The organism is Nocardia harenae NBRC 108248 (assembly GCF_001612885.1).
Classification (GTDB): Bacteria; Actinomycetota; Actinomycetes; order Mycobacteriales; family Mycobacteriaceae; genus Nocardia; species Nocardia harenae.
In genome coordinates, this window is the sequence record NZ_BDBH01000019.1 from 13,196 (window position 1) to 38,462 (window position 25,267).

Annotated in this window: 23 protein-coding genes; 3 read left to right on the top strand and 20 right to left on the bottom strand. The window is 72.7% G+C overall.

The features are described 5' to 3' along the window. Positions 1 to 45: 45 nt before the first annotated feature. From NH2_RS27715 to NH2_RS27725, 3 genes are all read right to left on the bottom strand, one after another. Positions 46 to 1,494, bottom strand: coding sequence for an MFS transporter (locus tag NH2_RS27715; protein WP_067660917.1), 1,449 nt, complete (start codon positions 1,492 to 1,494; stop codon positions 46 to 48). A gap of 144 nt (positions 1,495 to 1,638) precedes the next feature. Beyond that, positions 1,639 to 3,378, bottom strand: a complete 1,740-nt coding sequence (locus tag NH2_RS27720) for a GMC family oxidoreductase N-terminal domain-containing protein (RefSeq protein WP_067660920.1) — start codon at positions 3,376 to 3,378, stop codon at positions 1,639 to 1,641. Further along, the gene (locus tag NH2_RS27725) at positions 3,375 to 4,859 is read right to left on the bottom strand and encodes a flavin-containing monooxygenase (protein ID WP_067660922.1); all 1,485 of its coding nucleotides are present in this window, start codon (positions 4,857 to 4,859) and stop codon (positions 3,375 to 3,377) included. Before NH2_RS27725 ends, NH2_RS27720 begins: the two co-directional genes overlap by 4 nt. Positions 4,860 to 4,940: 81 nt before the next feature. Here NH2_RS27725 and NH2_RS27730 point away from each other — a divergent pair, with 81 nt between their 5' ends. Together NH2_RS27730 and NH2_RS27735 are read left to right on the top strand one after the other, a co-directional pair. Next, entirely contained in the window at positions 4,941 to 5,999 is a 1,059-nt protein-coding gene (locus NH2_RS27730; protein ID WP_067660923.1) for an AraC family transcriptional regulator, read from the top strand. Between the two features lie 14 nt (positions 6,000 to 6,013). Next, positions 6,014 to 6,388: a hypothetical protein gene (locus NH2_RS27735; protein ID WP_067660926.1), complete on the top strand. Its 375-nt coding sequence runs from the start codon at positions 6,014 to 6,016 to the stop codon at positions 6,386 to 6,388. Between the two features lie 48 nt (positions 6,389 to 6,436). On the opposite strand, the gene der is transcribed toward NH2_RS27735, so the two are convergent. The 11 genes from der to steA form a co-directional block, all read right to left on the bottom strand. Further along, the gene (gene der / locus NH2_RS27740) at positions 6,437 to 7,852 is read right to left on the bottom strand and encodes a ribosome biogenesis GTPase Der (RefSeq protein ID WP_067660927.1); all 1,416 of its coding nucleotides are present in this window, start codon (positions 7,850 to 7,852) and stop codon (positions 6,437 to 6,439) included. Continuing rightward, the gene (cmk, locus tag NH2_RS27745; RefSeq protein WP_084505959.1) at positions 7,849 to 8,520 is read right to left on the bottom strand and encodes a (d)CMP kinase; all 672 of its coding nucleotides are present in this window, start codon (positions 8,518 to 8,520) and stop codon (positions 7,849 to 7,851) included. Before cmk ends, der begins: the two co-directional genes overlap by 4 nt. A 65-nt stretch (positions 8,521 to 8,585) precedes the next feature. Beyond that, positions 8,586 to 9,851, bottom strand: a complete 1,266-nt coding sequence (locus NH2_RS28490; protein ID WP_084505957.1) for a pseudouridine synthase — start codon at positions 9,849 to 9,851, stop codon at positions 8,586 to 8,588. An 8-nt stretch (positions 9,852 to 9,859) separates the two neighbouring features. Then, on the bottom strand, positions 9,860 to 10,516 hold the full coding sequence (gene scpB / locus NH2_RS27755) for an SMC-Scp complex subunit ScpB (protein WP_067660930.1): 657 nt from the start codon (positions 10,514 to 10,516) through the stop codon (positions 9,860 to 9,862). Beyond that, on the bottom strand, positions 10,513 to 11,361 hold the full coding sequence (locus NH2_RS27760; RefSeq protein WP_067660932.1) for a segregation and condensation protein A: 849 nt from the start codon (positions 11,359 to 11,361) through the stop codon (positions 10,513 to 10,515). The genes scpB and NH2_RS27760 overlap by 4 nt, the downstream gene beginning before the upstream one ends. Continuing rightward, a complete protein-coding gene (locus NH2_RS27765; RefSeq protein WP_169811547.1) occupies positions 11,358 to 12,302 on the bottom strand; it encodes a ParA family protein in 945 nt (314 codons plus the stop codon). Before NH2_RS27765 ends, NH2_RS27760 begins: the two co-directional genes overlap by 4 nt. A 263-nt stretch (positions 12,303 to 12,565) precedes the next feature. Further along, positions 12,566 to 13,489 (bottom strand): site-specific tyrosine recombinase XerD, encoded by a 924-nt coding sequence (gene xerD / locus NH2_RS27770; protein WP_067660938.1) that lies wholly within the window; start codon positions 13,487 to 13,489, stop codon positions 12,566 to 12,568. A gap of 3 nt (positions 13,490 to 13,492) precedes the next feature. Continuing rightward, positions 13,493 to 14,137, bottom strand: a complete 645-nt coding sequence (locus NH2_RS27775) for an NUDIX domain-containing protein (protein WP_439951797.1) — start codon at positions 14,135 to 14,137, stop codon at positions 13,493 to 13,495. 155 nt (positions 14,138 to 14,292) lie between these two features. Beyond that, a complete protein-coding gene (gene pyrG / locus NH2_RS27780; protein ID WP_067660941.1) occupies positions 14,293 to 16,011 on the bottom strand; it encodes a CTP synthase in 1,719 nt (572 codons plus the stop codon). 298 nt (positions 16,012 to 16,309) lie between these two features. Beyond that, the gene (locus tag NH2_RS27785; protein WP_067660944.1) at positions 16,310 to 17,254 is read right to left on the bottom strand and encodes a copper transporter; all 945 of its coding nucleotides are present in this window, start codon (positions 17,252 to 17,254) and stop codon (positions 16,310 to 16,312) included. Between the two features lie 10 nt (positions 17,255 to 17,264). Beyond that, the gene (steA, locus tag NH2_RS27790) at positions 17,265 to 18,479 is read right to left on the bottom strand and encodes a putative cytokinetic ring protein SteA (RefSeq protein ID WP_067660946.1); all 1,215 of its coding nucleotides are present in this window, start codon (positions 18,477 to 18,479) and stop codon (positions 17,265 to 17,267) included. 158 nt (positions 18,480 to 18,637) lie between these two features. Between steA and NH2_RS27795 the strand changes: the two genes are divergently transcribed. Further along, on the top strand, positions 18,638 to 19,057 hold the full coding sequence (locus tag NH2_RS27795; protein WP_067660949.1) for an SRPBCC family protein: 420 nt from the start codon (positions 18,638 to 18,640) through the stop codon (positions 19,055 to 19,057). 154 nt (positions 19,058 to 19,211) lie between these two features. Here NH2_RS27795 and recN read toward each other — a convergent pair whose 3' ends face one another. From recN to NH2_RS29350, 6 genes are all read right to left on the bottom strand, one after another. Then, a complete protein-coding gene (recN, locus tag NH2_RS27800) occupies positions 19,212 to 20,987 on the bottom strand; it encodes a DNA repair protein RecN (protein WP_067660952.1) in 1,776 nt (591 codons plus the stop codon). Continuing rightward, a complete protein-coding gene (locus NH2_RS27805; protein WP_067660955.1) occupies positions 20,965 to 21,927 on the bottom strand; it encodes an NAD kinase in 963 nt (320 codons plus the stop codon). Before NH2_RS27805 ends, recN begins: the two co-directional genes overlap by 23 nt. Beyond that, positions 21,924 to 22,745: a TlyA family RNA methyltransferase gene (locus NH2_RS27810; protein WP_067660958.1), complete on the bottom strand. Its 822-nt coding sequence runs from the start codon at positions 22,743 to 22,745 to the stop codon at positions 21,924 to 21,926. The genes NH2_RS27805 and NH2_RS27810 overlap by 4 nt, the downstream gene beginning before the upstream one ends. Next, positions 22,746 to 23,009, bottom strand: a complete 264-nt coding sequence (locus NH2_RS27815; protein ID WP_245650802.1) for a hypothetical protein — start codon at positions 23,007 to 23,009, stop codon at positions 22,746 to 22,748. It lies immediately after the preceding gene. Next, positions 23,006 to 24,004 (bottom strand): HAD-IIA family hydrolase, encoded by a 999-nt coding sequence (locus NH2_RS27820; RefSeq protein WP_084505958.1) that lies wholly within the window; start codon positions 24,002 to 24,004, stop codon positions 23,006 to 23,008. Before NH2_RS27820 ends, NH2_RS27815 begins: the two co-directional genes overlap by 4 nt. Before the next feature lie 270 nt (positions 24,005 to 24,274). Continuing rightward, positions 24,275 to 25,267: tetratricopeptide repeat protein (locus NH2_RS29350; protein ID WP_245650804.1), on the bottom strand; the 993-nt coding region annotated here is incomplete at its 5' end.

Sequence of the window (25,267 nt, forward strand, 5' to 3'; positions counted from 1 at the left end):
CGCGGCAGCACCCGGAAGCCGAGTACAGCCGCGGCGTACCGCGGCTCACGTGCCGGGCGAGCGCTCCGGGCGCGAGCTCAGCGGCGCGGCGATCTCCTCCAGCGAGCGCTGCTCGGCCTTCACGCCGAGCGCCAGCTCGATCAGCCCGCCGAGAATCATCACGACCGCCCCGATGACGAAGGCCAGCGCGGTGCGCCCGACGTCGCCATCGCCGGTGAGCTCGGCGAAGACCAGCGGCCCCGCGATCCCGCCCGCCGCGGTGCCGACGGCGAAGAAGAAGGCGATCGCCATGGCCCTGGTCTCCATCGGGAAGATCTCGCTCACCGTGAGGTAGGCCGAGCTGGCGCCGCAGGAGGCCACCAGCAGCACCACCGTCCAGCAGGCGGTGAGGGTGAGCGCGGTCAGGTTGCCGCCCGCCAGCAGCCACGCGGTGCCGAGCAGCAGCAGCCCGGAGCCGAGGTAGGAGCCGGCGATCATGGGTTTGCGGCCGACGGTGTCGAAGAAGCGGCCGAAGAGCAGCGGCCCGAAGAAGCTGCCGAGACACATGACGGCGTAGTAGTAGCCGGTGTGGTCGGCGCGCACGCCGAACAGCGCGCTCAGGATGACGGCGAAGTTGAAGGTCACCGCGTTGTAGAGGAAGGCCTGGCCGATGAAGAGGCCGAGCCCGAGTGCGCTGCGCCGCGGGTACTCCCGGATCATCACCCGGGCGATCTCGCCGAACCCGGTCGACTTCCGTTGCCGCACCTCGATCTCGGCGCCGGGATCGGCGAGCTCGGCGCCGGTCTCCCGCTCGACCTCGCGCTCGACCCCGTCCACCAGCGCCTCGGCCTCCCGGTCCCGGCCGTGGATGAACATCCAGCGCGGGCTCTCCGGCACATTGCGCCGGACCAGCAGGATCAGCAGCCCGAAGACCACGCCGATGCCGAACATGAGCCGCCAGCCCAGGTTCTCGGCGAAGAGATTCGGGTTCAGCGCGGCCACCGAGAGCAGCGCCCCGCCGGAGGCGCCGAGCCAGTAGGTGCCGTTGATGATGATGTCGATGCGCCCGCGGTACTTGCTCGGGATCAGCTCGTCGATGGCGGAGTTGATGGCCGCGTACTCGCCGCCGATGCCGAGCCCGGTGAGGAAGCGGAAGAGCAGGAACCACCAGACGTCGAAGGAGAACGCCGTCATGGCGGTCGCCACCAGGTAGACCGCGAGCGTGATGATGAAGAGCTTCTTGCGGCCGTAGCGGTCGGTCAGCCAGCCGAAGAGCAGTGCGCCGACGCAGGCCCCGGCCACGTACAGCGCGGCCGCCACCCCGGAGACCTGCGCGGCGGTGATCGGCAGCCCGCTGCCGGGCTCGGAGAGCCGCCCGGCCACGCTGCCGACCACGGTGACCTCGAAGCCGTCGACGATCCACACCGACCCGAGCCCGATGACGATCATCCAGTGCCAGCGCGACCAGGGCAGGCGGTCGAGCCGGGCCGGGATCCGCGTACGCACGGTATTCATGCCGGGATTCTTCCCGCTTTGCGCCGGGAGAAACGCGAAAACGCGTGCGCGGCGGTCGATCGCGGCCCCGCGACCGGCCGCGCACCAGCGCGGAGGCCGCCCTCCCGCCGGAGCCGCCCGCCCGCAGGTGGCGCTCTCCGGCTGCTACTCCCCCGCGGGCGCAGGCACCGGCTTCCCCTTGACCGTGATCTCCACCAGCGGCAACCGCAGCGCCCCCGGCGCGCTCTCCGGCACCACCGGATTGTTCGGCGCCACCGGCGCGATCCGCCGATACGCCGCCCCGAGCGCGGGCCGCTGATCGGCCTCACCCTTGTTGGGCCACAGGGCAACCGCCCGCTCGGCCTGCGCGGTGATCGTCAGCGACGGGTTCACCCCGAGATTCGCGGTGATCGTCGACCCGTCGATGACGTGCAGCCCGGGGTGCCCGTAGAGCCGGTGGTACGGATCCACCACCCCGCTCTCCGGCGAGTCCCCGATCACGCAGCCCCCGATGAAGTGCCCGGTCATCGGGATATTGAACAGGCTGCTGATCGCACCGGTCGGGAACCCGTCGATCTTCTCGCCGATCCGGTTCGCCACCTCGTGCCCGGCCGGGATCCAGGTCGGGTTGGGCGCCCCCTCCCCCTGCCTGGTGCGCATCTTCTTGCGCCCGAACAGCCCGCGCCCGGTGTAGGTGGTGATCGAGTTGTCCAGCGACTGCATGACCAGCAGCCCGATCATCTGCTCGGACCAGCGCCGCGGGTTGTGCATGCGCGCGATGTCGCGCCGCCCGCGCACCATCTGCCGCAACCACAGCCGCCCCTTGGAGACGCCGTCCACCTCGTCCACCATGGCGGTGCCGATCACGGCCATGGTGTTGCTGCCCTTCCCATAGCGCACCGGCTCGATGTGCGTGTCGGCATCGGGGTGGATCGACGAGGTGATCGCCACGCCCCTGGTGAAGTCGGTGTCGTCCCTGCGGGTGCGCACGACGAGCAGCTCTTCGGAGTTGGTGCGCGCCAGATACCCGAGCCGCGGCGAGATGTCCGGCAGCGAGCCGGAATCGCGCAGCTTGTGCAGCAGCCGCTGGGTGCCGAGCGCGGCGGCGGAGAAGATCACCTGCTCGGCGGTGAAGGTGCGCTTCCGCTTTCGCAGCACCCGCCCGGTGCCGACGGTCTCGACCGCGTACCCGCCGCCGGAGAGCGGCCGCACATCGGTGACGGTGGTCAGCGGGTGCACCTCGGCCCCGGCCCGCTCGGCCAGGTAGAGGTAGTTCTTGACCAGGCTGTTCTTCGCATTGTGGCGGCACCCGGTCATGCACTCGCCGCAGTGCGTGCAGGTGCGCCGGGCCGGGCCGACGCCGCCGAAGAACGGGTCGGGGACGTCCTGCCCGGGCCTGCTGCCCGGCCCGCCGAAGAACACCCCGACCGGGGTGCGCTGGTAGGAGTCGCCGACCCCCATCTCCTCGGCCACCTCGCGCAGGATCCGGTCGGTGGCGGTGGTGGCCGGGTTGGTGGTGACGCCGAGCATCCGCTTGGCCTGGTCGTAGTAGGGCAGCAGCTCCGACTTCCAGTCGGTGATGTGCGCCCACTGCCGGTCCGCGAAGAACTTCTCCGGCGGCTCGTAGAGCGTGTTCGCATAGACCAGGGAGCCGCCGCCGACGCCGGAGCCGCTCATGATCAGGGTGTCGTCGAGCAGGGTGAGCCGCTGGATGCCATAGCACTTGGCCCACGGCGCCCACAGATATTTGTCGGCGCGCCAGGAGGTCTTGGCGAACTCGTGGTCGGCGAAGCGGCGCCCCGCCTCGACCACGCCCACCCGGTACCCCTTCTCGGTGAGCCGCAGCGCGCTCACACTGCCGCCGAAGCCGGAGCCGACGATCAGCACGTCGTAGTCGAAAGTCATCGGGAGAGCTCCTTCGGTGCTCCGACGGGAAGCAGCGGGTGGTCGGCGGGGTTCAGCCTGCGGGTTCGCAGCCGGTAGCTGAGGACGGTGCCCGGCCAGTTGTTGGTGATCCGCCCGTTCGCGCTGCGGTACCAGCTGCCGCAGAAGTTCCACGGCGTGCGAGCGAGGCGTTTCTGCAGGTGGGCGTCGAATTGCGCCGCCTTGTCGGTGCGGGTGTCGAGCACCAGGCCGGGGTGCCGAGCCAGCCGCTCCAGCGCCTGCCGGATGTAGCTCGCCTGCGACTCGATCATGTAGACGATGGAGCCGACGCCGAGGTTGGTGTTCGGGCCGTACATCAGGAACAGGTTCGGGTAGCCGGGCACGGTGATGCCCTTGTACGCGCGCGCCCCGCCCGCCCAGTCGTCCGCCAGCTCGCGCCCGCCGCGCCCGCGGATCGTCATGGGCCAGAGGAACTCCGTGCCCTTGAAGCCGGTGCCGTAGACGATCACGTCGGCCTCGTGCAGCTCGCCGTCGGCGGTGCGCACGCCCTCCGGTTCGATGCCTGCGATGCCCGTGGTCTCCACCCGGACGTTCGGCGCGGTGAGCGCGGGCAGGTACTCGTTGGAGAAGAGCGCGCGCTTGCAGCCCGCCGGGTAGTCCGGGGTGAGCTTCGCCCGCAGCGCCGGATCCGGCACCTGCTTGCGCAGCTGGCGCATGCCGATCCAGGTGACCAGCCTGCGGATGGGCGGCACGTCGACGAGGGCGAGCGAGAGGAACTCGCAGAACGTCCAGAACCAGAGCCGCTCGGCCAGCCGGGTGACCGGGAGCAGCTGGAAGAGAGTGTGGTGCAGCCGCGAGTACTCGATGTCGTTCTTCGGCATGATCCAGGCCGCCGAGCGCTGGAAGAGCGTCAGGCGCGCCGTGCTCGGCGCGATGGCGGGCACGAACTGGACGGCGCTGGCGCCGGTGCCGATCACCGCCACCTTCTTGCCGGTGAGCCGCACGTCGTGGTCCCACTCCGCGGAGTGGAACGATCGGCCGCTGAAGCTCTCGATCCCGGGGATGGCGGGCAGCGCGGGCCGGGAGAGCTGACCGACCGCGGAGATCAGCACGTCGCAGCCGATCTCGGTGCCGTCGGTGAGCCGCACGGTCCAGGTGCCGGTCGCGTCGTCGTAGGCGGCCTCGGTGACCTCGGAGCCGAAGCGGATGCGCGGCAGCAGGTTGTGCTTGGCCGCCACGCCCCGCAGGTAGCCGTGGATGTCGGCTTGGCCGGAGAAGCGCTTGGGCCAGTCCGCCTTGGGCTCGTAGGAGAACGAGTACAGCGGTGACGGGATATCGCAGCCCGCGCCGGGGTAGGTGTTCTCCCGCCAGACGCCGCCGAGGTCGGCCGCGCGCTCCAGGATGGTGAAGTCACCGAAACCGGCGCGCTGCAGCTCGATGGCGACGCCGAGGCCGCCGAAACCGGTGCCGATGATGACGATCGACGGTGCACTACTGGACATACCTCTACGCTATGGCCTGTGAGGGGCCGCACAGCAAATACCTGAGGTCAAAGAATCAATAGTTTCGGCCATACTGAGGTCATGCACGGAGTCGAGCAGGCGGAGGTCCGCGACTGGGGCTTCCCGCGCGGCGTCGCCAGCGTCGGGGTGATGGTCGAGTACGCGGGCGAGCACGGGGTCTCGGCGCCGCGGCTGCTGGCGGGTACCGGCCTCACCCCGGCCGTGCTCACCGACCCGGATCGGCAGATCGAGGCGCACACCGAGCTGACCGTGGTGCGCGCGCTGGTCCGCGCGCTCGGCGCGGACGATGCCGGCGCCGCGGTCGGGCGGCGCTACCGGATCAGCACCTTCGGCATCTTCGGCTTCGCCTGCGTCACCAGCGCCACCCTGCGCGAGGCCATCTCGCTGGCGCTGCGCTACTACAGCCTCGGCTTCGCCTTCTGCACCCCGGAGGTGGAGTGGGGCGAGCACGAGGTGCTCACCCGGTTCCACTACGCCACCGTCCCGGCCGACCTGCAGTGGTTCCTGGTGCAGCGGGACATCGTCGCCATCCACCGCGTGATGAGCGACCTGCTCGGCCGCCCGTGCACCTTCACCCGCGCCGAGTTCGCTTTCCCGGCCCCGCCGAACGCCGCCACGCTGACCGCCGCGCTCGGCGTCGAGCCGTGCTTCGACCGCCCGCGGACGCTCTTCGGGGTGCCGTCCGCGCTGCTCACCCAGCCGCTGCCGCAGGCGAACCAGGCGACATGGGCCATGTGCGTGGCGCAGTGCCGCGACCTGGTGAGCCGCCGCCGCGCCCGCACCGGCATCGCCGCCGACGTGCGGGAGCGGCTCTTCCCCGGCCCGAGCGGCCCGCCGACGCTGGACGCCGTCGCCGCCGAGCTCGCCATGAGCACCCGGACCCTGCGCCGCAGGCTCGCCGCGGCGGGCACCAGCTACCGGGGCCTGCTCGACGAGGTGCGCCGCACGCTGGCCGAGGAGCTGCTCGCCGCCACCCCGATGTCGGTGGACGACATCGCGCTGCGGCTCGGCTACGCCGAGGCCACCCCCTTCATCCACGCCTTCAAGCGCTGGACCGGCACCACCCCCGCCGCCTACCGCAGGACCAGGCTGGTGCCACGTTTGCCCGGGGGCCGGTAGGGAACCGCTGCCGTATGAGTACCGACGCGAGCAGCGAAGACGGTCCCGGCGACATCCTGTCGCCGGCCGAGGCCCTCGACTCCGACGAGGTGCGCAACGACGACGGCGATGTCGTGGTGGATCCGCCGGACGACTGGAGCGGCGCCAACCGCTTCGGCATGACCGCCCGCGAGGAGCGCGAAGGCGAGACGCTGGCCCAGCGCCTCGCCGAGGAGGAGCCGGATTACGGCGAGCCCCGCGATCACACCGGGGACGAGGTGGTCGCCGAGACCGAGGACGAGGTCGAGCAGCTCCCGGCCGACGACGCCGACGAGCTCTTCGGCAAGCACCACGGCCAGGTCGACGGCGTCCCGGAGGACGGCCCCTCGCTCTTCCCGGTCTCGGAGTAGCGCAACGGCGGGGACGGTCACCGACCGTCCCCGCCGTTCGCGCGTCGTTTACTTCTTGCGCTCGCGCTTCTCCCGCACGCGCACCGAGATGCGCACCGGCGAGCCGTCGAAGCCGAACTCCTCGCGCAGCCGCCGCTCCAGGAAGCGGCGGTACCCCGCCTCCAGGAAACCGGTGGTGAAGAGCACGAAGGTCGGCGGGCGGGTGCCGGCCTGGGTGGCGAAGAGCACCCGGGGCAGCCGACCGCCGCGCATCGGCGGCGGGGTCGCCGCGACGACCTCCTTGAGCCAGTTGTTGAGCCGCCCGGTGGAGATGCGCTTGTCCCAGGACTCCAGCGCGCCCTCCATGGCGGGCACCAGCTTCTGCACCGCGCGGCCGGTGTGCGCGGAGATGTTCACCCGCTGCGCCCACGGCACCCGGACGAGGTCGCGATCGACCTCCTTCTCCAGGGTGAGCCGCCGGTCCTCGTCGACCAGGTCCCACTTGTTGAAGGCCAGCACCAGCGCGCGCCCGGAGTCGGCGACCAGGCTGATCACCCGCAGGTCCTGCTCGGTGAGCGGCTGCGCGGCGTCGATCAGCATGATCGCGACCTCGGAGGCCTCCAGCGCGGCCTTGGTGCGCAGCGAGGCGTAGAACTCGGTGCCGGAGGCGTGCGCCACCTTGCGGCGCAGCCCGGCGGTGTCGACGAACTTCCAGATCTTGCCGCCGAGCTCGACCAGCGAGTCCACCGGGTCGACGGTGGTGCCCGCGACATCGTGCACCACCGAGCGCTCGTCCCCGGCCAGCTTGTTGAGCAGGCTGGACTTGCCGACGTTCGGCTTGCCGACCAGCGCGACCCGGCGCGGGCCGGTGCCGGTGGTGCCCTCGCGCGGGGTCTCCGGGAGCGCCGCGAGCACGTCGTCCAGCAGGTCGCCGGTGCCGCGGCCGTGCGCCGCGCTGACCATCCGCGGCTCGCCGAGCCCGAGCGACCAGAGCGAAGCCGCCTCGGCCTCGGCGCGCGCGTCGTCCACCTTGTTGGCGACCAGGATGACCGGGATCTTGCTGCGCCGCAGCTTCTTCACCGCGGCCTCGTCGGTGGCGGTGGCGCCGACCACGGCGTCCACCACGAGCAGGATGGCGTCGGCGGTCGACATGGCCAGCTCGGCCTGGCGCGCCACCGATTGCTGCAGCCCCTTGGCGTCCGGCTCCCAGCCGCCGGTGTCCTGCACCCAGAAGCGCCGCCCGGACCAGCTCGCCTCGTAGGAGACCCGGTCCCTGGTCACGCCGGGGATGTCCTCGACGACGGCCTCGCGGCGGCCGAGGATCCGGTTCACCAGGGTCGACTTGCCCACGTTGGGGCGGCCGACCACCGCGAGGGTGGGCATGGCGAGCTCTTCGCCCGCCTCCGCCTCGGCATCGAACTCGTCGAGCTCCCAGTCGGATTCGTCGCTCCACACGCCGTCGCCGGCGAGTACGTCCTCGGTCACCGCGGCCCCCCGTTCCCGGCGACGGCATTGCCGACCACCCGGTACAGCGCGTCGATGACCTCGTCCATGTCCAGCTCGCTGGTGTCCACCCGGACCGCGTCGGCGGCCGGGCGCAGCGGGGAGACCGCCCGCGTCGAGTCGAGGGTGTCCCTGCGCTGCACGTCGGCGAGGACCCCGGCGTAGTCGTCGCCCCTGCCCTCGCGGATGTTCTGTTGGTTGCGGCGGTGCGCGCGGGCCTCGGCGGAGGCGGTCAGGTAGACCTTGGCGTCCGCGTCGGGCAGCACGACGGTGCCGATATCGCGGCCCTCGACCACGATCCGGCCCGCGCTCGCCGCGATCTCGCGCTGCAGCGCCACCAGCAGCTCGCGCACCGAGGGCACCGCGGAGACCGCGGAGACCGCGCGGGTCACCACGCTGCCCCTGATCTCGTCGGCGACGTCCTCGCCGGCGAGCTGGATCAGCTCCTGCCCGGGGTCGGTGCCGATCGTCAGCGGCAGCTCGGCCACGGCCGCGGCGACGGCGGCCGGGTCGGCCGGGTCGACGCCGAGCCGCAGCACCCGCAGGGTGGCGACCCGGTACATGGCGCCGGTGTCCAGGTAGCGGGCGCGCAGCCGGGTGGCCAGCTGCCGCGAGACGCTGGACTTCCCGGTCCCCGACGGGCCGTCCATCGCCACCACCAGCGGGGAATCGTCCGACAACCGCGCGGTATCGGCCACGGGGATCTCCAGACCGTTCACAACTGCACCGCCTCGTAGAGTTTGCCGATTTCGTCCCGCCCGAGCACCTTCAGCGTGCCCGGACGTTGATCGCCGAGCGCCACCGGGCCGACGTGCGTGCGCAGCAGCCGGTCCACCGGGTGGCCCACCTCGGCGAGCAGCCTGCGCACGATGTGCTTGCGCCCCTCGTGCAACTCCAGCTTGACCAGGGATCGTCCCTCGTTCACCTCGAGCACCTGGAAGCGGTCGACGCCGGCCGGGCCGTCCTCCAGTTCGATGCCGGAGCGCAGCCGCTTGCCCAGCGAGCGGTCCACCTCGCCGCGCACGGTGGCCAGGTAGGTCTTGTGCACCTCGTAGGAGGGGTGCATGAGCCGGTGCGCCAGGTCGCCGTCGTTGGTGAGCAGCAGCAGCCCCTCGGTGTCGGCGTCCAGCCTGCCGACGTGGAAGAGCCGCTGGCCCGCGGCGACCCGCTCGGCGACGATGTCGCCGACGCACGGCCGGCCCAGGTCGTCGGACATGGTGGACTGCCAGCCGCGCGGCTTGTTCAGCGCCAGGTGCACCAGCTCCTCGCGCACCACGACGCGGGTGCCGTCCACCCGGACCACGGCGTTCTCCGGGTCGATCCGCAGCCCCTGCTCGGTGACGATGGCGCCGTCCACCTCGACCCGGCCCTGCGCGATCAGCTCCTCGGCGGCGCGCCGCGAGGCCACGCCCGCCTTGGCGAGCACCTTCTGTAGCCGTTCGCCCTCACCCCACGGGAGCTTGGTGTGGCCGCCCTCTTCGACGTGCTGGTGCTTGGCGGGTTTGGCATTGCTGAGCCGCGGGTTCGTGCTCTGCTGCCGCTCCGGTTTGGGTTTGCGCGCCGCGGGGCGCGCGTCGCGGCGCGGGCCGCCGTCGGACCGGCGGTCGGGTGCGGCCGCGGACCTGCCGCCGGACGCACCGGCCGGGCGGCCGCCATCGGCCCGGCCGCCCCGACCGGCCTGGCCGCCGTCACCACGGCCGTAGCTGTCGTCCCGGCGTCCGTACCCGGCGACCGGACGGCCCGAGCCGCCGTCACCGCGGCCGTACCCGGCGGCCGGGCGGCCGGTGCCGCTGCCCCGGCCGTCGCCATCGCCGCGTTCGCGGCGGCGATCACGGTCCTCGCCCGCGCGGCGGGCGCTGTCGGCGCGACCGGCGGCGCGGGCGGCGGCAGCGCGCTGTCCGCGCTCCGGTCTGCCCCGGCCGGGCTGGTCGCTGCGGGTTCTACGGTCCGGTGTGCCATCTCGGCGAGCGGGCGTATTCATCGTTCCTGTCAGTTCTCGGTACCGAGGTCGAGCTCGGCCTCGGCGGGTTTTCGCAACCTGGTGTAGCGGGGATCCGTCTCCAGGCTCTCGTTGATCTCGTCGATCAGGTCGACGCCGGGAAGCAGCGGCGCCAGTGGCGGCAGATCGCTGAGCGACGCCAGCCCGATCCGCTCCAGGAAGAGCTCCGTGGTGCGGTAGAGGGTGCCGTTGGTCTCCGGATCGACACCGTCCTCGGCGATCAGGCCCCGTGCCAGCAGCGTGCGCATCACGCCGTCGACATTGACCCCGCGCACCGCGCCGACCCTGGTTCTGGTGACCGGCTGGCGGTACGCGATGACCGCCAGGGTCTCCAGCGCCGCCCTGGTCAGTTTGGTCCTGGCGCCGTCGAGCAGTACCCGTTCCACATAGGGTGCGTACTCGCTGCGAGTATAGAAGCGCCAGCCGTCCCCGACGAAACGCAGGTCGATCCCGCTGCCGTTGGCGGCGAGCTCGGCGGACATCCCGCGCAGCGCCGTCTCCACCCGCTCCGCCGTGTCGTCCAGCGCCGCGGCCAGCTGTTCCACCGGGGCCGGGGCGTCCACCACCAGCAGCATGGCCTCCAGCGCCGCCCGGAATTCCGGGCCGTCCAGCGGCTCCGGCGTGAACTTCGCCACGGCGTCGGTCATCCGTAGTCCTCCTCGATCGTGGCCGGGTCGCGGACCGCCGCCGGATCGCCGGTCCAGCTCACGCCGAGCGGGCCGAGCGGCTCCGGCTGGTCGAACTCGATGTGCTTGCCCCGATACAGCTCGAGCAGCGCGAGGAAGCGCGCCACGATCTCGATCGGCTCGGTGAGGCCGGTGACCAGCTCGGCGAAGGTGGTCCAGCCGCCGATGCCGCGCGCCCTGAGCAGGGCCAGCACCAGCTCGGCCTGCTCGGCCACCGAGACGGTGTGCGCGTGCAGGTGGTCCAGCCCGACCCGCGGCTTCGGCTTGGGCTGGAAGGCCGCCGCCGCTATTTCCGCGAACCGCGGCACGTCCACCCCGAGCGTGACCTCGGGCAGCAGCCCGGCGAAGCGCTCCTCCAGCCCCACCGAGCGCGGGTAGCGCCGCAGCGCCACCGCCTCCAGCTCCGCGAACAACTCCGCGACCTGCTTGAACGCCCGGTACTGCAGCAGCCGGGCGAAGAGCAGGTCGCGCGCCTCGAGCAGCTCCAGATCCTCGGCGTCGGTCATCTCGCCCGCGGGCAGCAGCCGGGCCGCCTTGAGGTCGAGCAGCGTGGCGGCGACCACCAGGAACTCGGTGGTCTCGTCCAGGATCTTGTCCGCGCGCAGCCCGTTCGGCGCCGACATGGCCGCGGTGAGCGCCTTGGTGTAGGCGATGAACTCGTCGGTGACCTTGTGCAGCGCGACCTCGGTGACATCCAGCTTGCGCGCGCTGATCAGCTGCAGCAGCAGGTCGAACGGCCCCTCGAAATTGCTCAGCCGCAGGTGGAACGAGTGGCGCGGCGCCTCGGCGGTGACGGTCGCGGTCACCGGCCGGACCGGTGGATGACCTCTCTGGCCATCGATCGATACTGCTCGGCGCCGGTCGACTTGGGCGCCCAGGTGGTGATCGGCTCCCCCGCCACGCTGGCGTCCGGGAAGCGGACGGTACGGCCGATGGCGGTGTCGTAGACCAGGTCGCCGAAGACCTCGACCACCCGCGCCATGACCTGCCTGGCGTGCTGCAGCCTGGCGTCGAACATGGTGACCACGATGCCGTACAGGCTGAGCCGCGGGTTCAGCCGGTCCCGCACCTTGTCCACGGTGTCGGTGAGCAGCGCCAGCCCGCGCAGCGAGAAGTACTCGCACTCCATCGGGATGATGACGCCGTCCGCACAGGCCAGCGCGTTGATGGTGAGCAGCCCGAGCGAGGGCTGGCAGTCGATCAGGATGTAGTCGTACTGGTCCCGCACCGGCGCGAGCGCGCGGCCCAGCGACTGCTCACGGCCGACCTCGTTCACCAGCTGGATCTCCGCCGCGGAGAGATCGATATTGCTGGGGAGCAGATCGAGGCCGTCGACCCTCGTCTCCATCACCACGTCATCGATCCCGATGCGGTTCTCGACCAGGATGTTGTGCACCGTGTACTGCAGATCGTGGTGTGCCACCCCGAGCCCGGCGGAGAGCGCGCCCTGCGGGTCCAGGTCGACCAGCAGCACCCGGCGGCCGTACTCGGCGAGCGCGGCGCCCAGGTTGATGGTGGAGGTGGTCTTGCCGACGCCGCCCTTCTGGTTGCACATGGCGACGATCAGCGCCTCGCCGGTCTGCTCCACCGGCGGCGGGTCCGGCACCGCGCGGAGCGGTCTGCCGGTGGGGCCGAGATCGGCGTTCTCGGGTACGGGCTCGGCGCCCTCGCCCCAGAGCGAGCTGGCAGCGGCGTCGGAGGGCCGCTTGGGCTCGGCGTCGCCGCGGCGCTCCGCGCGGGCGGACAGACCCCGGACGGACGCGTTGCTCGGCGGTCCCGCACTGGCTGTGGTCACGATCCGCTGCTCCTTATACGTCCTGCCCGTTCCTTGCCGAGCGTAGCGAAGCCGGTGGGGCGCGACCTCGCTCTCGTACGGTCCAGCTTCCGATAGACGCTACCGCCTCGTGAGGTGCACCGTCGCTCGGACACGCGCGTCCCAGTGTTGCCCGTGTCACCGCCCGGCGTGCGGGTTACGGGCCGGTGGGTACGAAAACGGCGGGTCGGGTCGCGTCAGGCCCTCGGGTGCGCGGTGGCCCAGACCTCGCGCAGCGTCGTCACTGTGACCAGGGTGTAGATCTGCGTGGTCGTCACCGAGGCGTGGCCGAGCAGCTCCTGCACCACCCGCACGTCGGCGCCGCCGTCGAGCAGGTGCGTCGCGAAGGAGTGCCGCAGGGTGTGCGGCGAGACCGCCGCCTCGATCCCGGCCCGCTCGGCGGCGCGCCGCAGCACCTGCCAGGCACTCTGCCGGGAGAGCCGGCCGCCGCGCGCGTTGCGGAAGAGCGCGGGCCCGCCCGCGGCCCGCCCCTTCGGCACCAGCGCGGGGCGCCCGCGCACCAGGTAGGCGTCGATCGCGGTCAGCGCCGGGCGCCCGATCGGCACCATGCGCTGCTTGCCGCCCTTGCCGTGCAGCACCACCGCGCGGCCGTCGGTGTCCAGGTCGTCCACGTCCAGCCCGACCACCTCGGAGATCCGGGCGCCGGTGGAGTACAGCAGCTCGAGCAGGGCCCGGTCGCGCAGCGCGCGTGGCGCGTCGGCGGCGCCGCCGCCCGCCGCCTCCAGCAGCGCGAGCACCTGGTCGTAGGGCAGCGCCTTCGGCAGCCTGCGGCCCTGGCTCGGCGGCTGCACCGCGCGTGCGACGTCGGTGCCCGCCAGCCCCTCGGCGGCGGCGAAGCGGTGCAGCCCGCGCACCGCGATCAGCGCCCGCGCCACCGATCCGGCGGCCAGCGCGGGCCTGCCCGCACCGCCCGCGCGCAGTGCGGTGGCGAACTCGGCCACATCGGCCTCGCCCGCCTGCTCCAGCGCGGTGATGCCGCGGGCGGCCAGGAACTCGCGGTACCTGCTCAGGTCGCGCCTATAGGCGGTCACGGTATTGCGGGCCGCGCCGCGCTCGACCGCGAGATGGTCCAGGTAGCCGTCGATCTCCCGGGCGAGCACCGCTCAGCTCTCGCGCTGCCGAGCCTGCCTGCGCAGCAGGGCGGTCGGCTGCCCCGGCCACGGCGCGTCGGCTGCCCGCAGCTCGGTGCCGGTGGCGCGCGCGGTGGCCAGCGCGAGCACCCCGGCCACCGCGGTGGCGTTCACGATCTCCCCGGCCAGCGCCGCGCGCACCGCCTCGGCGACCGGTAGCCGCACCAGCGCGATATCGGCCTCCTCCAGCTCCGGGTCGGGCCGGTCGGTCGCGGTGAGCCCCTCGGCCAGGTAGATGCGCAGCGCCTCGTCGGTGAAGCCCGGCGAGAGCGCGACGTCCACCAGCACCGACCAGCGCTCGGCGGCCAGCCCGGTCTCCTCGGCCAGCTCCCGCTTCGCGGCGGCCAGCGGATCCTCGCCCTCGATATCGATCAGCCCGGCGGGCAGCTCCAGCAGCCTGGCGCCGATCGGGTGCCGGTACTGCCGGATGAGCACCACGTCACCGGCGTCGTCCACGGCGACCACCGCGACCGCGCCGTGGTGCTCCACCACCTCGCGCTCGGCGACCGTGCCGCCCGGCATCACCACCTGGTCGAGGCGCAGCGCCAGAATCGCCCCGCTGTAGACGGTCTCCGAGGAAACCGTCTCGAAGGTGTGCCTCCCCGCCTGTTCACCCACGCTGTGTTCTTTCGGCATGCGCGAGGGCCCTCCGTGGCCACGCTCCGCTCCCGCCTCCGGGCCTGACTCGCCCATGCCGTGTTCGTTCGGCATGCGCGAGGGCCCTTCGTGGCCACGCTCCGCTCCCGCCTCCGGGCCTGACTCGCCCATGCCGGTCACCCCTGTTCCGCGCTCGCGAACTCTTCGTCCGGGATATCCACCGGCAACCGCTCGGCGAGCTTGTACTTCAGCGCCGCCGCGATGAGCGCGGCGAAGAGCGGGTGCGGCCGGGTCGGGCGGCTCTTGAGCTCGGGGTGCGCCTGGGTGGCGACGAAGAACGGATGCCTGTCGGCGGGCAGCTCGACGAACTCCACCAGCCGCCCGTCCGGCGAGGTGCCGCTGAACCGCAGCCCGCTCGCGGCGATCCGGTCCCGGTAGGCATTGTTCACCTCGTACCGGTGCCGGTGCCGCTCGGAGACCTGCTCGGCGCCGTACGCCTGCGCCACCTGCGACCCCTTCGCCAGCACCGCCGGGTACGCGCCGAGCCGCATCGTCCCGCCCAGGTCGGCCTCGCCCGCCACGATCTGCTTCTGGTCGTCCATGGTGGAGATCACCGGGTGCGGGGTCTCCGGCTCGAACTCCGCCGAGTTGGCCTCGGCCAGCCCGATCGAGCGCGCCGCCTCGATCACCACGCACTGCAGCCCGAGACACAGCCCGAGCAGCGGCAGCCCGCGGGTGCGGGCGTAGGTGACGGCACCGACCTTGCCCTCGATCCCGCGGATGCCGAAGCCGCCGGGGATGAGCACCGCGTCCACGTCGCGCAGCGCGGCGGCGGCACCGGCCGGGGTGGCGCAATCGTCCGACTGCACCCAGCGGATCTGCACCCTGGCCCGCGAGGCGAAGCCGCCTGCGCGCAGCGCCTCGGTGACCGAGAGGTAGGCGTCGGGCAGGTCGACGTACTTGCCGACCAGCGCCACCTCGACGGTCTCGCGCGGCGAGTGCACCCGGTCCAGCAGGTCGCCCCAGACGGTCCAGTCCACGTCGCGGAAGGGCAGCCCGAGCCGGCGCACCACGTAGGCGTCGAGCCCCTCGCGGTGCAGCACCTTGGGGATGTCGTAGATCGACGGCGCGTCCGGGGTGGAGATGCAGCCGTCCACGTCCACGTCGCACATGAGCGCGATCTTGCTCTTGAGCCCCTGCGGCACCTCGCGGTCGCAGCGCAGGATGAGCGCGTCCGGCTGGATGCCGATACTGCGCAGCGCGGCCACCGAGTGCTGCGTCGGCTTGGTCTTGAGCTCGCCGGAGGGCGCCAGGTACGGGACCAGCGAGACGTGCAGGAAGAAGACGTTCTCCCGGCCCACGTCGTGCCGCACCTGCCGCGCCGCCTCCAGGAAGGGCTGCGACTCGATATCGCCGACGGTGCCGCCGATCTCGGTGATCACCACGTCCGGGATGATGCCCTCGGTGTCGGGGGCGCTCATGGCCAGGATGCGGCTCTTGATCTCGTCGGTGATGTGCGGGATCACCTGCACCGTGTCGCCCAGGTACTCGCCGCGGCGCTCCTTGGCGATCACCGTCGAATAGATTTGCCCGGTGGTCACGTTCGCGTCCCTGGAGAGGTCGCGGTCGAGGAAGCGCTCGTAGTGGCCGACGTCCAGATCGGTCTCGGCGCCGTCCTCGGTCACGAACACCTCGCCGTGCTGGAAGGGGTTCATGGTGCCGGGGTCGACATTGAGGTAGGGGTCGAGCTTCTGCATCGTCACCCGGAGCCCCCGCGCGGTCAGCAGCTGACCGAGGCTGGAAGCGGTAAGACCCTTGCCCAGTGAGGAGGCGACGCCACCGCTGACGAAGATGTGCTTCGTGGCTGTTCGCGCCTGAATCCGTGTTTGACCCACGGGTCTTCACGGTAACATGCGCCCGGCTCCGCGCTCACCCGCCACGCGGGTTTGCCGGAAAGTCGCCAGGGTTCGGGTCATGCGCCGGGCGCGCCGCTGTGAGTTGCGTCGCGCAGGGTGCGCCGGGCGGGTGTCCGGCGGCTGCGTGGCCTGCCGCCGTGAGCCCGTTCCGGTGGGCCTGCCGCCATGAGCCCGCTCCGGTGGGCCCGCGCGCGTGGGCGCGCTCACCAGAAGCCGGCGCGGGGTGGCGCCGCCCGCTGGAAGCCGGCGCGGGTGGGCGCCCGCTCGGCGCCGGCGCTCAGCTCGACGGCGCCTTCAGCGTGAGCGCCATCGCCTTGGGGCCGGTCCCGTAGCGCCCGGCGCCACCGTTCAACTGCTCCCCGAGCCCGAGCACCGCGGTCACCCGGCCGATCTCCCGGTCGAGGTTGTCCACCGTGGTCACCGCGGCCGCGAGCGGGGCGTCCGAGCGCACTACGTCGATCGGTCCCTGCCCCTGCACCGAGCCGGGCCGCCCGACCAGCACCACCCCCGCGCTGGCGGAGTCCAGCCCACCGGCGAACCGCGCCAGCGAGACCCCGCGACTGCCGTCGGCGGCGTCCGGCATGTCCCCGGTGATCACCACCGCGAGCTGCCCCGCGCGCACCGGATCCTCGCCGTAGGCGAGGAACCCGCCCCCGCGCAGCGTCTCCAGCACCAGCCCGAACTCCTCCGGCGTGCTGCGCGGCTGCGCCGTCACCGGGTCGAGCAGCAGCACCTGCCCGAGCAGGTCACCGGCGATACTGCCCTGGTCGGTCGCGCCGGTGCGCAGCTGCGCGCCTGCCGGGATCACGTTGATCAGCGCGCTGCGCAGCCGATCCCCCTCGCCGGTGTCGAGGAACGGAATATTCAGCGCGATCCGCCCGGTGATGGCGGCGCCCGCGGCCTCCAGGTTCCGGCTCACCGTGTCCACGTCCTCCGGCGCCGCGTCCGGGGTGGTGAAGACCAGCACGGTCCGATCGGTCAGCGTGCCCTGCACCACCGCGCCCGCGGACTTCGCCAGGAAATCGTCGGCCGCCGACAACTGCTCGGTGAGCTGCCGATTCTGCTCGTTCGCCGCGTCCAGCTGGGTGCGCAGCTCCGCCTTGTCCGAGCGCAGCCCGCCGAGCAGGTCGGCGGCGAGCGTCTGCGAGCCGAGCACCACCCCCAGGGCGAGCGCGAGGAAGATCGCCACGATCGAGATGGCATGCTGACGCAGCGAGATCATCGCGGTCCCCTCAGTTGTCGCCCGCGCCGGCCAGGCCCTGCACCCAGACGGCGAAGCGGTTCCAGGTGTCGATGCCCCAGTCCAGGACCGTGCCGCTGCTGTCCGAGGCGACCAGCACCACGATCACCGCGATCAGCGCGGCCAGCACCACCAGCGCCAGTGCCGCGCCCGAGCCCCGGTGCCGGTACAGCGTGGCGACCGCCTTGGCGTCCACCAGCGAGGTGCCGAGCTTGAGCCGGGTCAGGAAGGTGGCCGGGTTGCTGTCCTTGCGACCCCGGTCGAAGAACTCGTCCAGCGAGGCCGCCGCCCCGGCGGTGACGATCATGGCCGCGCCGTGGTGGTGCGCGAGCAGCAGCGCGAGATCGGTCGGCGAGCCGGAGGACGGGAAGGTGATGGCGCCGATGCCGAGATCCTGGATCCGGTCCAGCCCCTTGGCGTGGCCGTCGGTGTCGGCGGGCAGGATCACCTCGCCGCCGGAGCGCAGCGTCTTGGTGGTGATCTCGTCCGGGTCGCCGACGATCAGGTCCGGCTTGTACCCCTGCCGCATGAGCGTGTCCGCGCCGCGGCCGACGCCGACCATGATCGGCGCGTACTCCTTGACGAAGGGCTTGAGCCTGCGCAGGTCGTCGGCGTGGTCCGGGCCGTCGCCGACCACCACCACGTGCGCCTGCTTCATGGTCAGCGTCAGCTCCGGCACGCCGACACCGTCGATCAGCAGGCTGCTCTCGGTGCGCACGAACTCGATGGTGTTGCCCGCGAAGGCCGCCAGGTGGTCGGCGAGCCCGTTGCGGGCCTCGATCATCCGGTCGCCCACCACCGACTCGGTGAGCTCGATGCCGTCGACCAGCGCTTCGGGCTCCTTCTTCACCAGCTTGTCGGCGTAGACGGTGCCCTCGTGGATCCGGACCTTGGCGCCGTCCTTGATCTTGGAGAAGGCATCCGAGCTCAGCGTGTCCAGCAGCAGGACGTCATTGGCCACCAGCACCTCGGGGCCCAGGTTCGGGTACCGGCCGGAGATCGAGGGCGAGGTGTTCACCACGGCGACGACGCCCGCCTCCAGGAGCCGATCCGCGGTGGACCGGTCCAGATCCATCTCGTCGAGCACCGCGATATCGCCCGGACCGACTCGTTTCAGCAGCCGCCGGGTGTTGCGATCCACTCTGGCTATTCCGGAGCGACCAGGCAGCGTTTCGGAACTCCTCGACAGCAGCGCCGGCATCTTCATGGGCCGATGATGACCACAAACCCTCGACCACAGGTGGAGGCGCGCCGCATCTGCCGCCACATTCGTCACAGTGATACCACTCCGGGCGCCCCGGCGAACCCCCAGCCAACCCGATATGCTGCTGTCGCAGACAGTCCGACCCGAGGAGAGCCGTCTCTATGGCCAGCACCACCGTCGATGCCGTCGTCGCCGCCCCGCGCGATGTCGTCTACCGCCTCTTCGCGAACCGCGAGAGCATGAGCCCGCACCTGGCGGTGAATATCACCCTGAAGCGGCCGGGCAGCACGGAGCGCGAGGGCGTCGGTGCGCAGCACCTCGTCGGCATCGGCGGGGTCGGGATCACCGAGGAGACCACCGAGCTGGTGCCGAACGAGCGGATGGCGTACAAGATCGTCGCCGGGGCGCCGGTCAAGCGGCACATCGGCGTCGTCACCTTCGCCGACACCGATGGCGGCACGCTGGTCAGCTACACCATGGAGTCCGAGCCCAAGCTGCCGGTGCCGGGCAAGGTGCTGGAGCTGGCACTGCGCAACCTGATCACCACCATGATCAAGGGTGCGCAGAAAGCGGTTCGCTGACGCAGGTCTCGCGAGGGCGCCCGGTCCGACGGCCGGGCGCCCTCGCGCGTTCCCGTTCGGCACGAGCGCTCGACCCACCGCGCGGCGGCGGGGTTCAGGCCCTCGCGCGTTCGCGTTCGGCGCGGGGGCTCGACCCACCGCGCGGCAGCGGGGTTCAGGCGCTGGCCGGTTCGCGTTCGGCGCGGGCGGTTTCGAGGAGCTCCTCGGCGTGCGCGCGACCGGTCTCGGTGTCGTCCAGCCCGGCGAGCATGCGCGCGAGCTCGACCACGCGCTCTTCGCGGTCCAGCGACCGCACGCCGCTGTCCACCCGCCCCTTCCCGTCGTCCGACTTGCTCACCACCAGGTGGGTGTCGGCGAAGGCGGCCACCTGCGGCAGGTGCGTCACCACGATCACCTGGTGGGTGCGCGCCAGCCGCGCCAGCCTGCGCCCGATCTCGACCGCGGCCCGCCCGCCGACCCCGGCGTCCACCTCGTCGAACACCATGGTCGCCCCGTGATCCGACCCGGCGAGCACCACCTCCAGCGCCAGCATGACCCGGGAGAGCTCACCCCCGGAGGCGCTCTTGCTCAGCGGCAGCGACTGCGCGCCCGAGTGCGCGGACAACCGGAACTCCACCTCGTCCACCCCGGCCGACCCGGCGTGCAGCTCGACCCCGTCCACGGTGAGCGGCGCCGCATCCTGCGCACTCGCCACCAGCTGCCGCACCGTCACCTCCAGCCGCGCCTTGCCCATGGCCAGCCCGGCCAGCTCCGCGCTCACCGCGGCGGCGAGCTTGCCCGCCGCCCTGCTCCGCGCCGCGCTCAGCTTGACCGCCGCCGCCCGCACCTTCTCGGCGGCCGCGTCGACCTCGGCGGCCAGCGCCGCGATGGCCTCCTCGGAGACGTCCAGCGAGGCGAGCCGGGCCCGCGACTCCTCCGCCCAGGCGAGCACCCCGTCCACGTCGGCGGCGTACTTCCTGGTCAGCGTCTTCAGCTCGGCCTGCCTGGTGAGCAGCGAATCCAGCGCACCCGGGTCCGCGGGCAGGTCGGAGAGGTACCCGCTGAGCTCGGTGGTCAGGTCGACCACGACCGCGATGGCATCGGCCAGCCGCGGCGCCAGCGCGGTGAGCGCCGGATCCTCGGCACCCTCCAGCCGCGCCCGCGCGGTCCCGAGCAGGTCGAGCGCTCCTGACCCGGCGTCGGGCGCGTCGGCAGGCCCGGCCAGCGCGTCGTGCGCCACCACCGCGGCCTCGCGCAGCGAGTCCAGGTCGCTGAGCCTGCGCACCTCGTCCACGATCCGCAGATCCTCGCCCGGCTCCGGCTGGACGGCATCGATCTCGGTGAGCGAGTGCGTCAGCCGATCCGCCTCCAGCGCCAGCTCCCGGCTGCGCGCGGTGCGCTCCAGCAGCCGCTCCCGCGCCGCCAGCCAGGCCTTCCGATGCTTGCGGTACCCGCGCAGCAGCGGCTCCACGGCCTCCGCCGCGAACCGGTCCAGCGCCGCCAGCTGCTGCTCCGGCCGCTGCAGCCGCAGCTGGTCGTTCTGCCCGTGCACGGTGAGCAGCGGCGCGGTGAACCCGGCCAGCACCGAGGCGGGCACGCCGCGCCCGCCCAGGTGCGCCCGCGAGCGCCCGTCCTTGCCGACCGTGCGGATAGCGATGACGCTGCCGTCGTCGTCGGCCTCGGCGGCCGCCGACTCCAGCACCGCCCCGACCTCGGTACGCGCCGCCTCGTTCAGCTCGTCGACCGTGAATCGCCCCTCCACCACGGCCTTCTCGGCGCCGAGGCGGACCCGCCCGGCATCCGCCCTCGCCCCGCTGAGCAGGTGCAGGCTGGTGACCACCATGGTCTTGCCCGCGCCGGTCTCGCCGGTGAGGACGGTCAGCCCCTCGTGGAATTGCGCGGTCGCGGCGGATATGACGCCGAGGCCGTCAATCCTGATCTCTGTCAGCACTTGTGCTCTCCGTTCGCCGCCGGCCTCGCCAGCCTGTCACGGGCAATTGGAACTTGCGCACCATTCTGTCCGCGAAGGGCGCCGAGTCCAGCCGCACCCAGCGCACCGGCTCGGCTCCGCGGACCGCCTCCACGCGGCTGCCGCGCGGCAGCGCCAGCGTGCGCCTGCCATCCAGGAAAACTATCGCATCGTGTCCGGTCGCGACCGACTCGACCGCGATCCGCGACTCCGGGCTGGTGACCAGCGGCCGCGCGAACAGGGCGTGCGCATTGCTCGGGATCACCAGCAGCGCTTCCAGTTCCGGCCAGACCACCGGCCCGCCCGCGGAGAACGCGTAGGCGGTGGAGCCGGTCGGGGTCGCGAGCAGGATGCCGTCGCAGCCGAAGGCCGAGACCGGCCTGCCGTCCACCTCGAGCACCACCTCGAGCACCCCGATCCGGGAGGCGTTCTCGATGCTGGCTTCATTGAGCGCCCAGCCGGTTTCGACGATCTCGTCCTCCACCCGGACGGTGACGTCGATGGTCATCCGGTGCTCGACCCGGTAGTCGTGCTGCACCACCTGGGCCAGCGCCTCGTCCAGGTTCTCCGCCTCGGCCTCGGTGAGGAAGCCGATGCGGCCCAGGTTGATTCCGAGCACCGGGGTGGCGGCGGGGCGGGCCAGCTCGGCCGCGCGCAGCAGCGTGCCGTCGCCGCCGAGGACGAGCACCATCTCGCAGCCGACCGCGGCGGCCGGGCCGTGCTCCACCACCCGCACCGCGCCGTCGCTGCCGACCGCACCCTCGAACCGGGTGCTGTCGGCCTCGTCGGCGAGGATCCGCAGCCCGATTCCGGCGTCGGCGAAGATCTTGGCGACCCGATGCGCGGTCTCGATGATCTCGGCCCGGCCGGGATGCGCGACCAGCAGAATCTCCCGGCCGCTGAGCGGCGTTCCCGCGTTCACTGTGGTCCCTCCTCGACGGCCCGTTGCACCATGGTGGCGACCGCGGCCCGGTCGTCGGCGACCGTGCCCTCGTTCCGCAGCCACAGGAAGTATTCGACATTGCCGGACGGGCCGGGCAGCGGGCTCGCCGTCACCGCCCGCGTCCGCAGCCCGAGCGCCGCCGCCGCGGCCGCGACCTCCAGCACCGCGTCGGCGCGCAGCGCCGGATCGCGCACCACCCCGCCGGAGCCGACCCGGTCCTTCCCGACCTCGAACTGCGGCTTGACCATCGGCACCAGATCGGCGCCGGGCGCCGCGCAGGCGGCAAGCGCGGGCAGCACCAGCCCCAGCGAGATGAACGACAGATCCCCCACCACCAGCTCGACCGGCCCGCCGATCGCCTCCGGCGTCAGGTTCCTGACATTGGTGCGATCCAGCACCGTCACCCGGTCGTCGCTCTGCAGCCGCCACACCAGCTGCCCGTACCCGACATCCACCGCCACCACGTGCGCCGCCCCCTCGGACAGCAGGACGTCGGTGAAGCCGCCGGTGGAGGCACCCGCGTCCAGGCAGCGCCGCCCGGCCACGGTCAGCCCCTCCGGTCCGAAGGCGGCCAGCGCGCCGAGCAACTTGTGCGCCCCCCGCGAAGCCCAGGAAACCTCGTCCGGCTCGGTGCGGACCAGCAGCGGGGTGCCGGTCTCGACCGCGGTCGCCGCCTTCGAGGCGACCGCGCCGTTGATCAGGACGCGGCCCGCGGTGATCAATTCGACCGCGTGTTCCCGCGAGCGGGCCATGCCGCGGCGGACCAGCTCGGCGTCAACGCGCGCACGCCTGGCCACTCAGATCTTGTCCACCGTGGCGAGCGCCTCGACCAGCACGTCGTGCGCCTGTTCCAGGATCTTCGCCCGGCGGATGAGATCGACCCCGGCATCCGCGTGCCCCGCCCCGGCCTCCAGCTCGGCGAGCAGCTCGCGCACCTCTTCCCTGACCCGTGCCGGGTCGGCGGGCTCCGGTCCGGCGCCGGGCAGGTGGCTGCCCGGCAGCGGCATCCCCTGACGGTGGCCGTGCGGGCCGGGGTGCGGACGCGGCGTCGGAGTAGTCATCGTGAGCTCGAGGCTATCGGATTTCCGGAGCCGTTGCCCGTGGCCGCACCGCTCTCCGCCGCCGCCCGTCCCGCCGTGGCACCGCCGGTAGCGGCCCCGTTCGCCGCCCGATCGCCCGCGCCGCCGCGCACCGGGATGGCGCGCGCGGGCTCGGCGGCGAGCAGCTCGCCGAGGGCGGGCGAGCCGAGCTCCGCTGCCTCGGCGGCGACCGGATGGTTCAGCGCGTCCAGGGACAGCGCGACGTAGGTGGGCCGGTGCTCCGGCGGCGCCGTGGCCAGCTCGTCCAGGGTGCTCACGCCGGTGAGCACGAGCAGCGAATCCAGCCCGACCCGGTTGGCGCCCTCGATATCGGTATCGAGCCGGTCACCGACGACCAGCGCGGCGCGAGTGCCCGCCCTGGCCAGCGCGTCCTCCAGCAGCGGCGCGAAGGGTTTGCCCGCCACCTCGGGCTCGGCGTCGGTGGCCGCGCGCAGCGCCGCCACCATGGAGCCGTTGCCCGGCGCCAGGCCGCGCTCGTTCGGCAGGGTGCGGTCGGTATTGGCGGCCACCCAGTGCGCCCCCGCCCGCACCGCGTAGGCGGCCTCCGCGAGATCCGGCCACGCCGTCTCCGGCGAATGCCCCTGCACCACCGCGGCCGGGACCCGATCGTCGAAGCGCCGCACCGGATTCAGCCCCGCGCCGCGGACCTCGGCGGCCAGCGCGTCGGTGCCGACGACCAGCACATCGGCGCCCGCGGGCACCCGCTCGGCGAGCAGCCGGGCCGCGGCCTGCGCACTGGTGACCACATCGTCGGTACCCGCGGCGAAGCCGAGCTCGGTGAGGTGCTCGGCCACGGCCTCCGGGCCGCGGCTGGCATTGTTCGTGACGTAGACGAGCTGCTGCGCCGCCCCGGCGGGCAGCGCCTCCGGGGCGCCCGGGATCACCGCGTGGCCGCGATACAGCGTGCCGTCCAGGTCGAGCAGCAATGCTCGGTAACCGTCTCGTAGCCGGGTCACTCCACCCTCGTTTCGTCTCGGCGTTCGGATCCGGCCGAACCGGTCCATCGGACGCACCCGCTGCGGGCGCGCGCGGCGCGGCTGCACCGCCGTCTCGTCCTCATGGTCGCAGAACCGAGCACGGGGATCGCCGTGCTCATCGTCACCCGGGCGCCGCGACGGGCCCCGGTCGTCACCAATCCGGACGAGCCGCTGACGCGGACCGGCCACCCGGGTGTGCCCGGGCTCCTCGACGAGACCCCCGCACTGTATCGGGGGGCACCGACAGGTTCAGTTCTCGGTGAGCTCCGCGGCGCGGTCCTCCGCGTCGGTATCGCCCTCGATGTCCGCGGCCGCCGCGTTGAGGAACCAGGTGAGCCCCTCGTCGGTCCGTCCCGCCGCGACCAGCGCGTCCGCGTAGGCGTAGAACAGCCGCGCGTACGCCGACCCGCTGCGCGCCGGATCCAGATCGGCGGTCTGCAACGTCACCACGGCCTGGTCCACCTGGCCGAGATCCATCCGCGCACCCGCCACCACGATCCGCAGCTCGATGGCCTCCTCGCCCTTGAGCGCCCGAGCCTCCTCGCTGCGCCCGAGCTCGATGGCGCGCTCGGGGCGGCCGAGCCCGCGCTCGCAGTCGGCCATGACCGCGAGCAGCCCGGAGCCGCCGGACATCCGGCGCGCGGTGCGCAGCTCGGAGAGTGCCTCCGCCCACTCGCCCGCGTGGTACGCGGTGACGCCCGCGGTCTCCCTGACCACCGCGATCCGGCCCGCGCGCTGCCGCGCCGCCCTGGCGTGGGCCAGCGCGAGCTCCGGGTCGTCCGCGATGAGGTCGGCGGCCATCACCAGGTGCCTGGCGACGGTCTCGGCATTGCCCTTGTCCAGGCTCAGGAGGTCGCGGCGGATGGTGGGGTCCAGGTCGGAGGCCTGAATATCGTCCGGAAGGTCCGGTTCCTCCGGGCGCGGGGGGCGGCGGTCGAGGGTGCGGCCCGCTCGGGCGCCCTCGCCGCCGCGACGGCGGTCGTCGCTTCCGGTGCGGGTGAAACCGCGGCGTCCGTCGTTGTCCGGGACCATATCCGGCTCCCCGGCCCTGGTCGCATCCGCTTCCTCGGCGCCACTCCGAGGTCCGCGGTCCGCCTCGCCGCCGCCCGGCGCCGCGCCGCGCTCATCATCGGTGGCACGCTCATCATCGGCGGCGCGCCCATCATCGGCGGCGCGCCCATCATCGGCGGCGCGCCCATCATCGGCGGCGCGCCCATCATCGGCGGCGCGCCCATCGTCGGC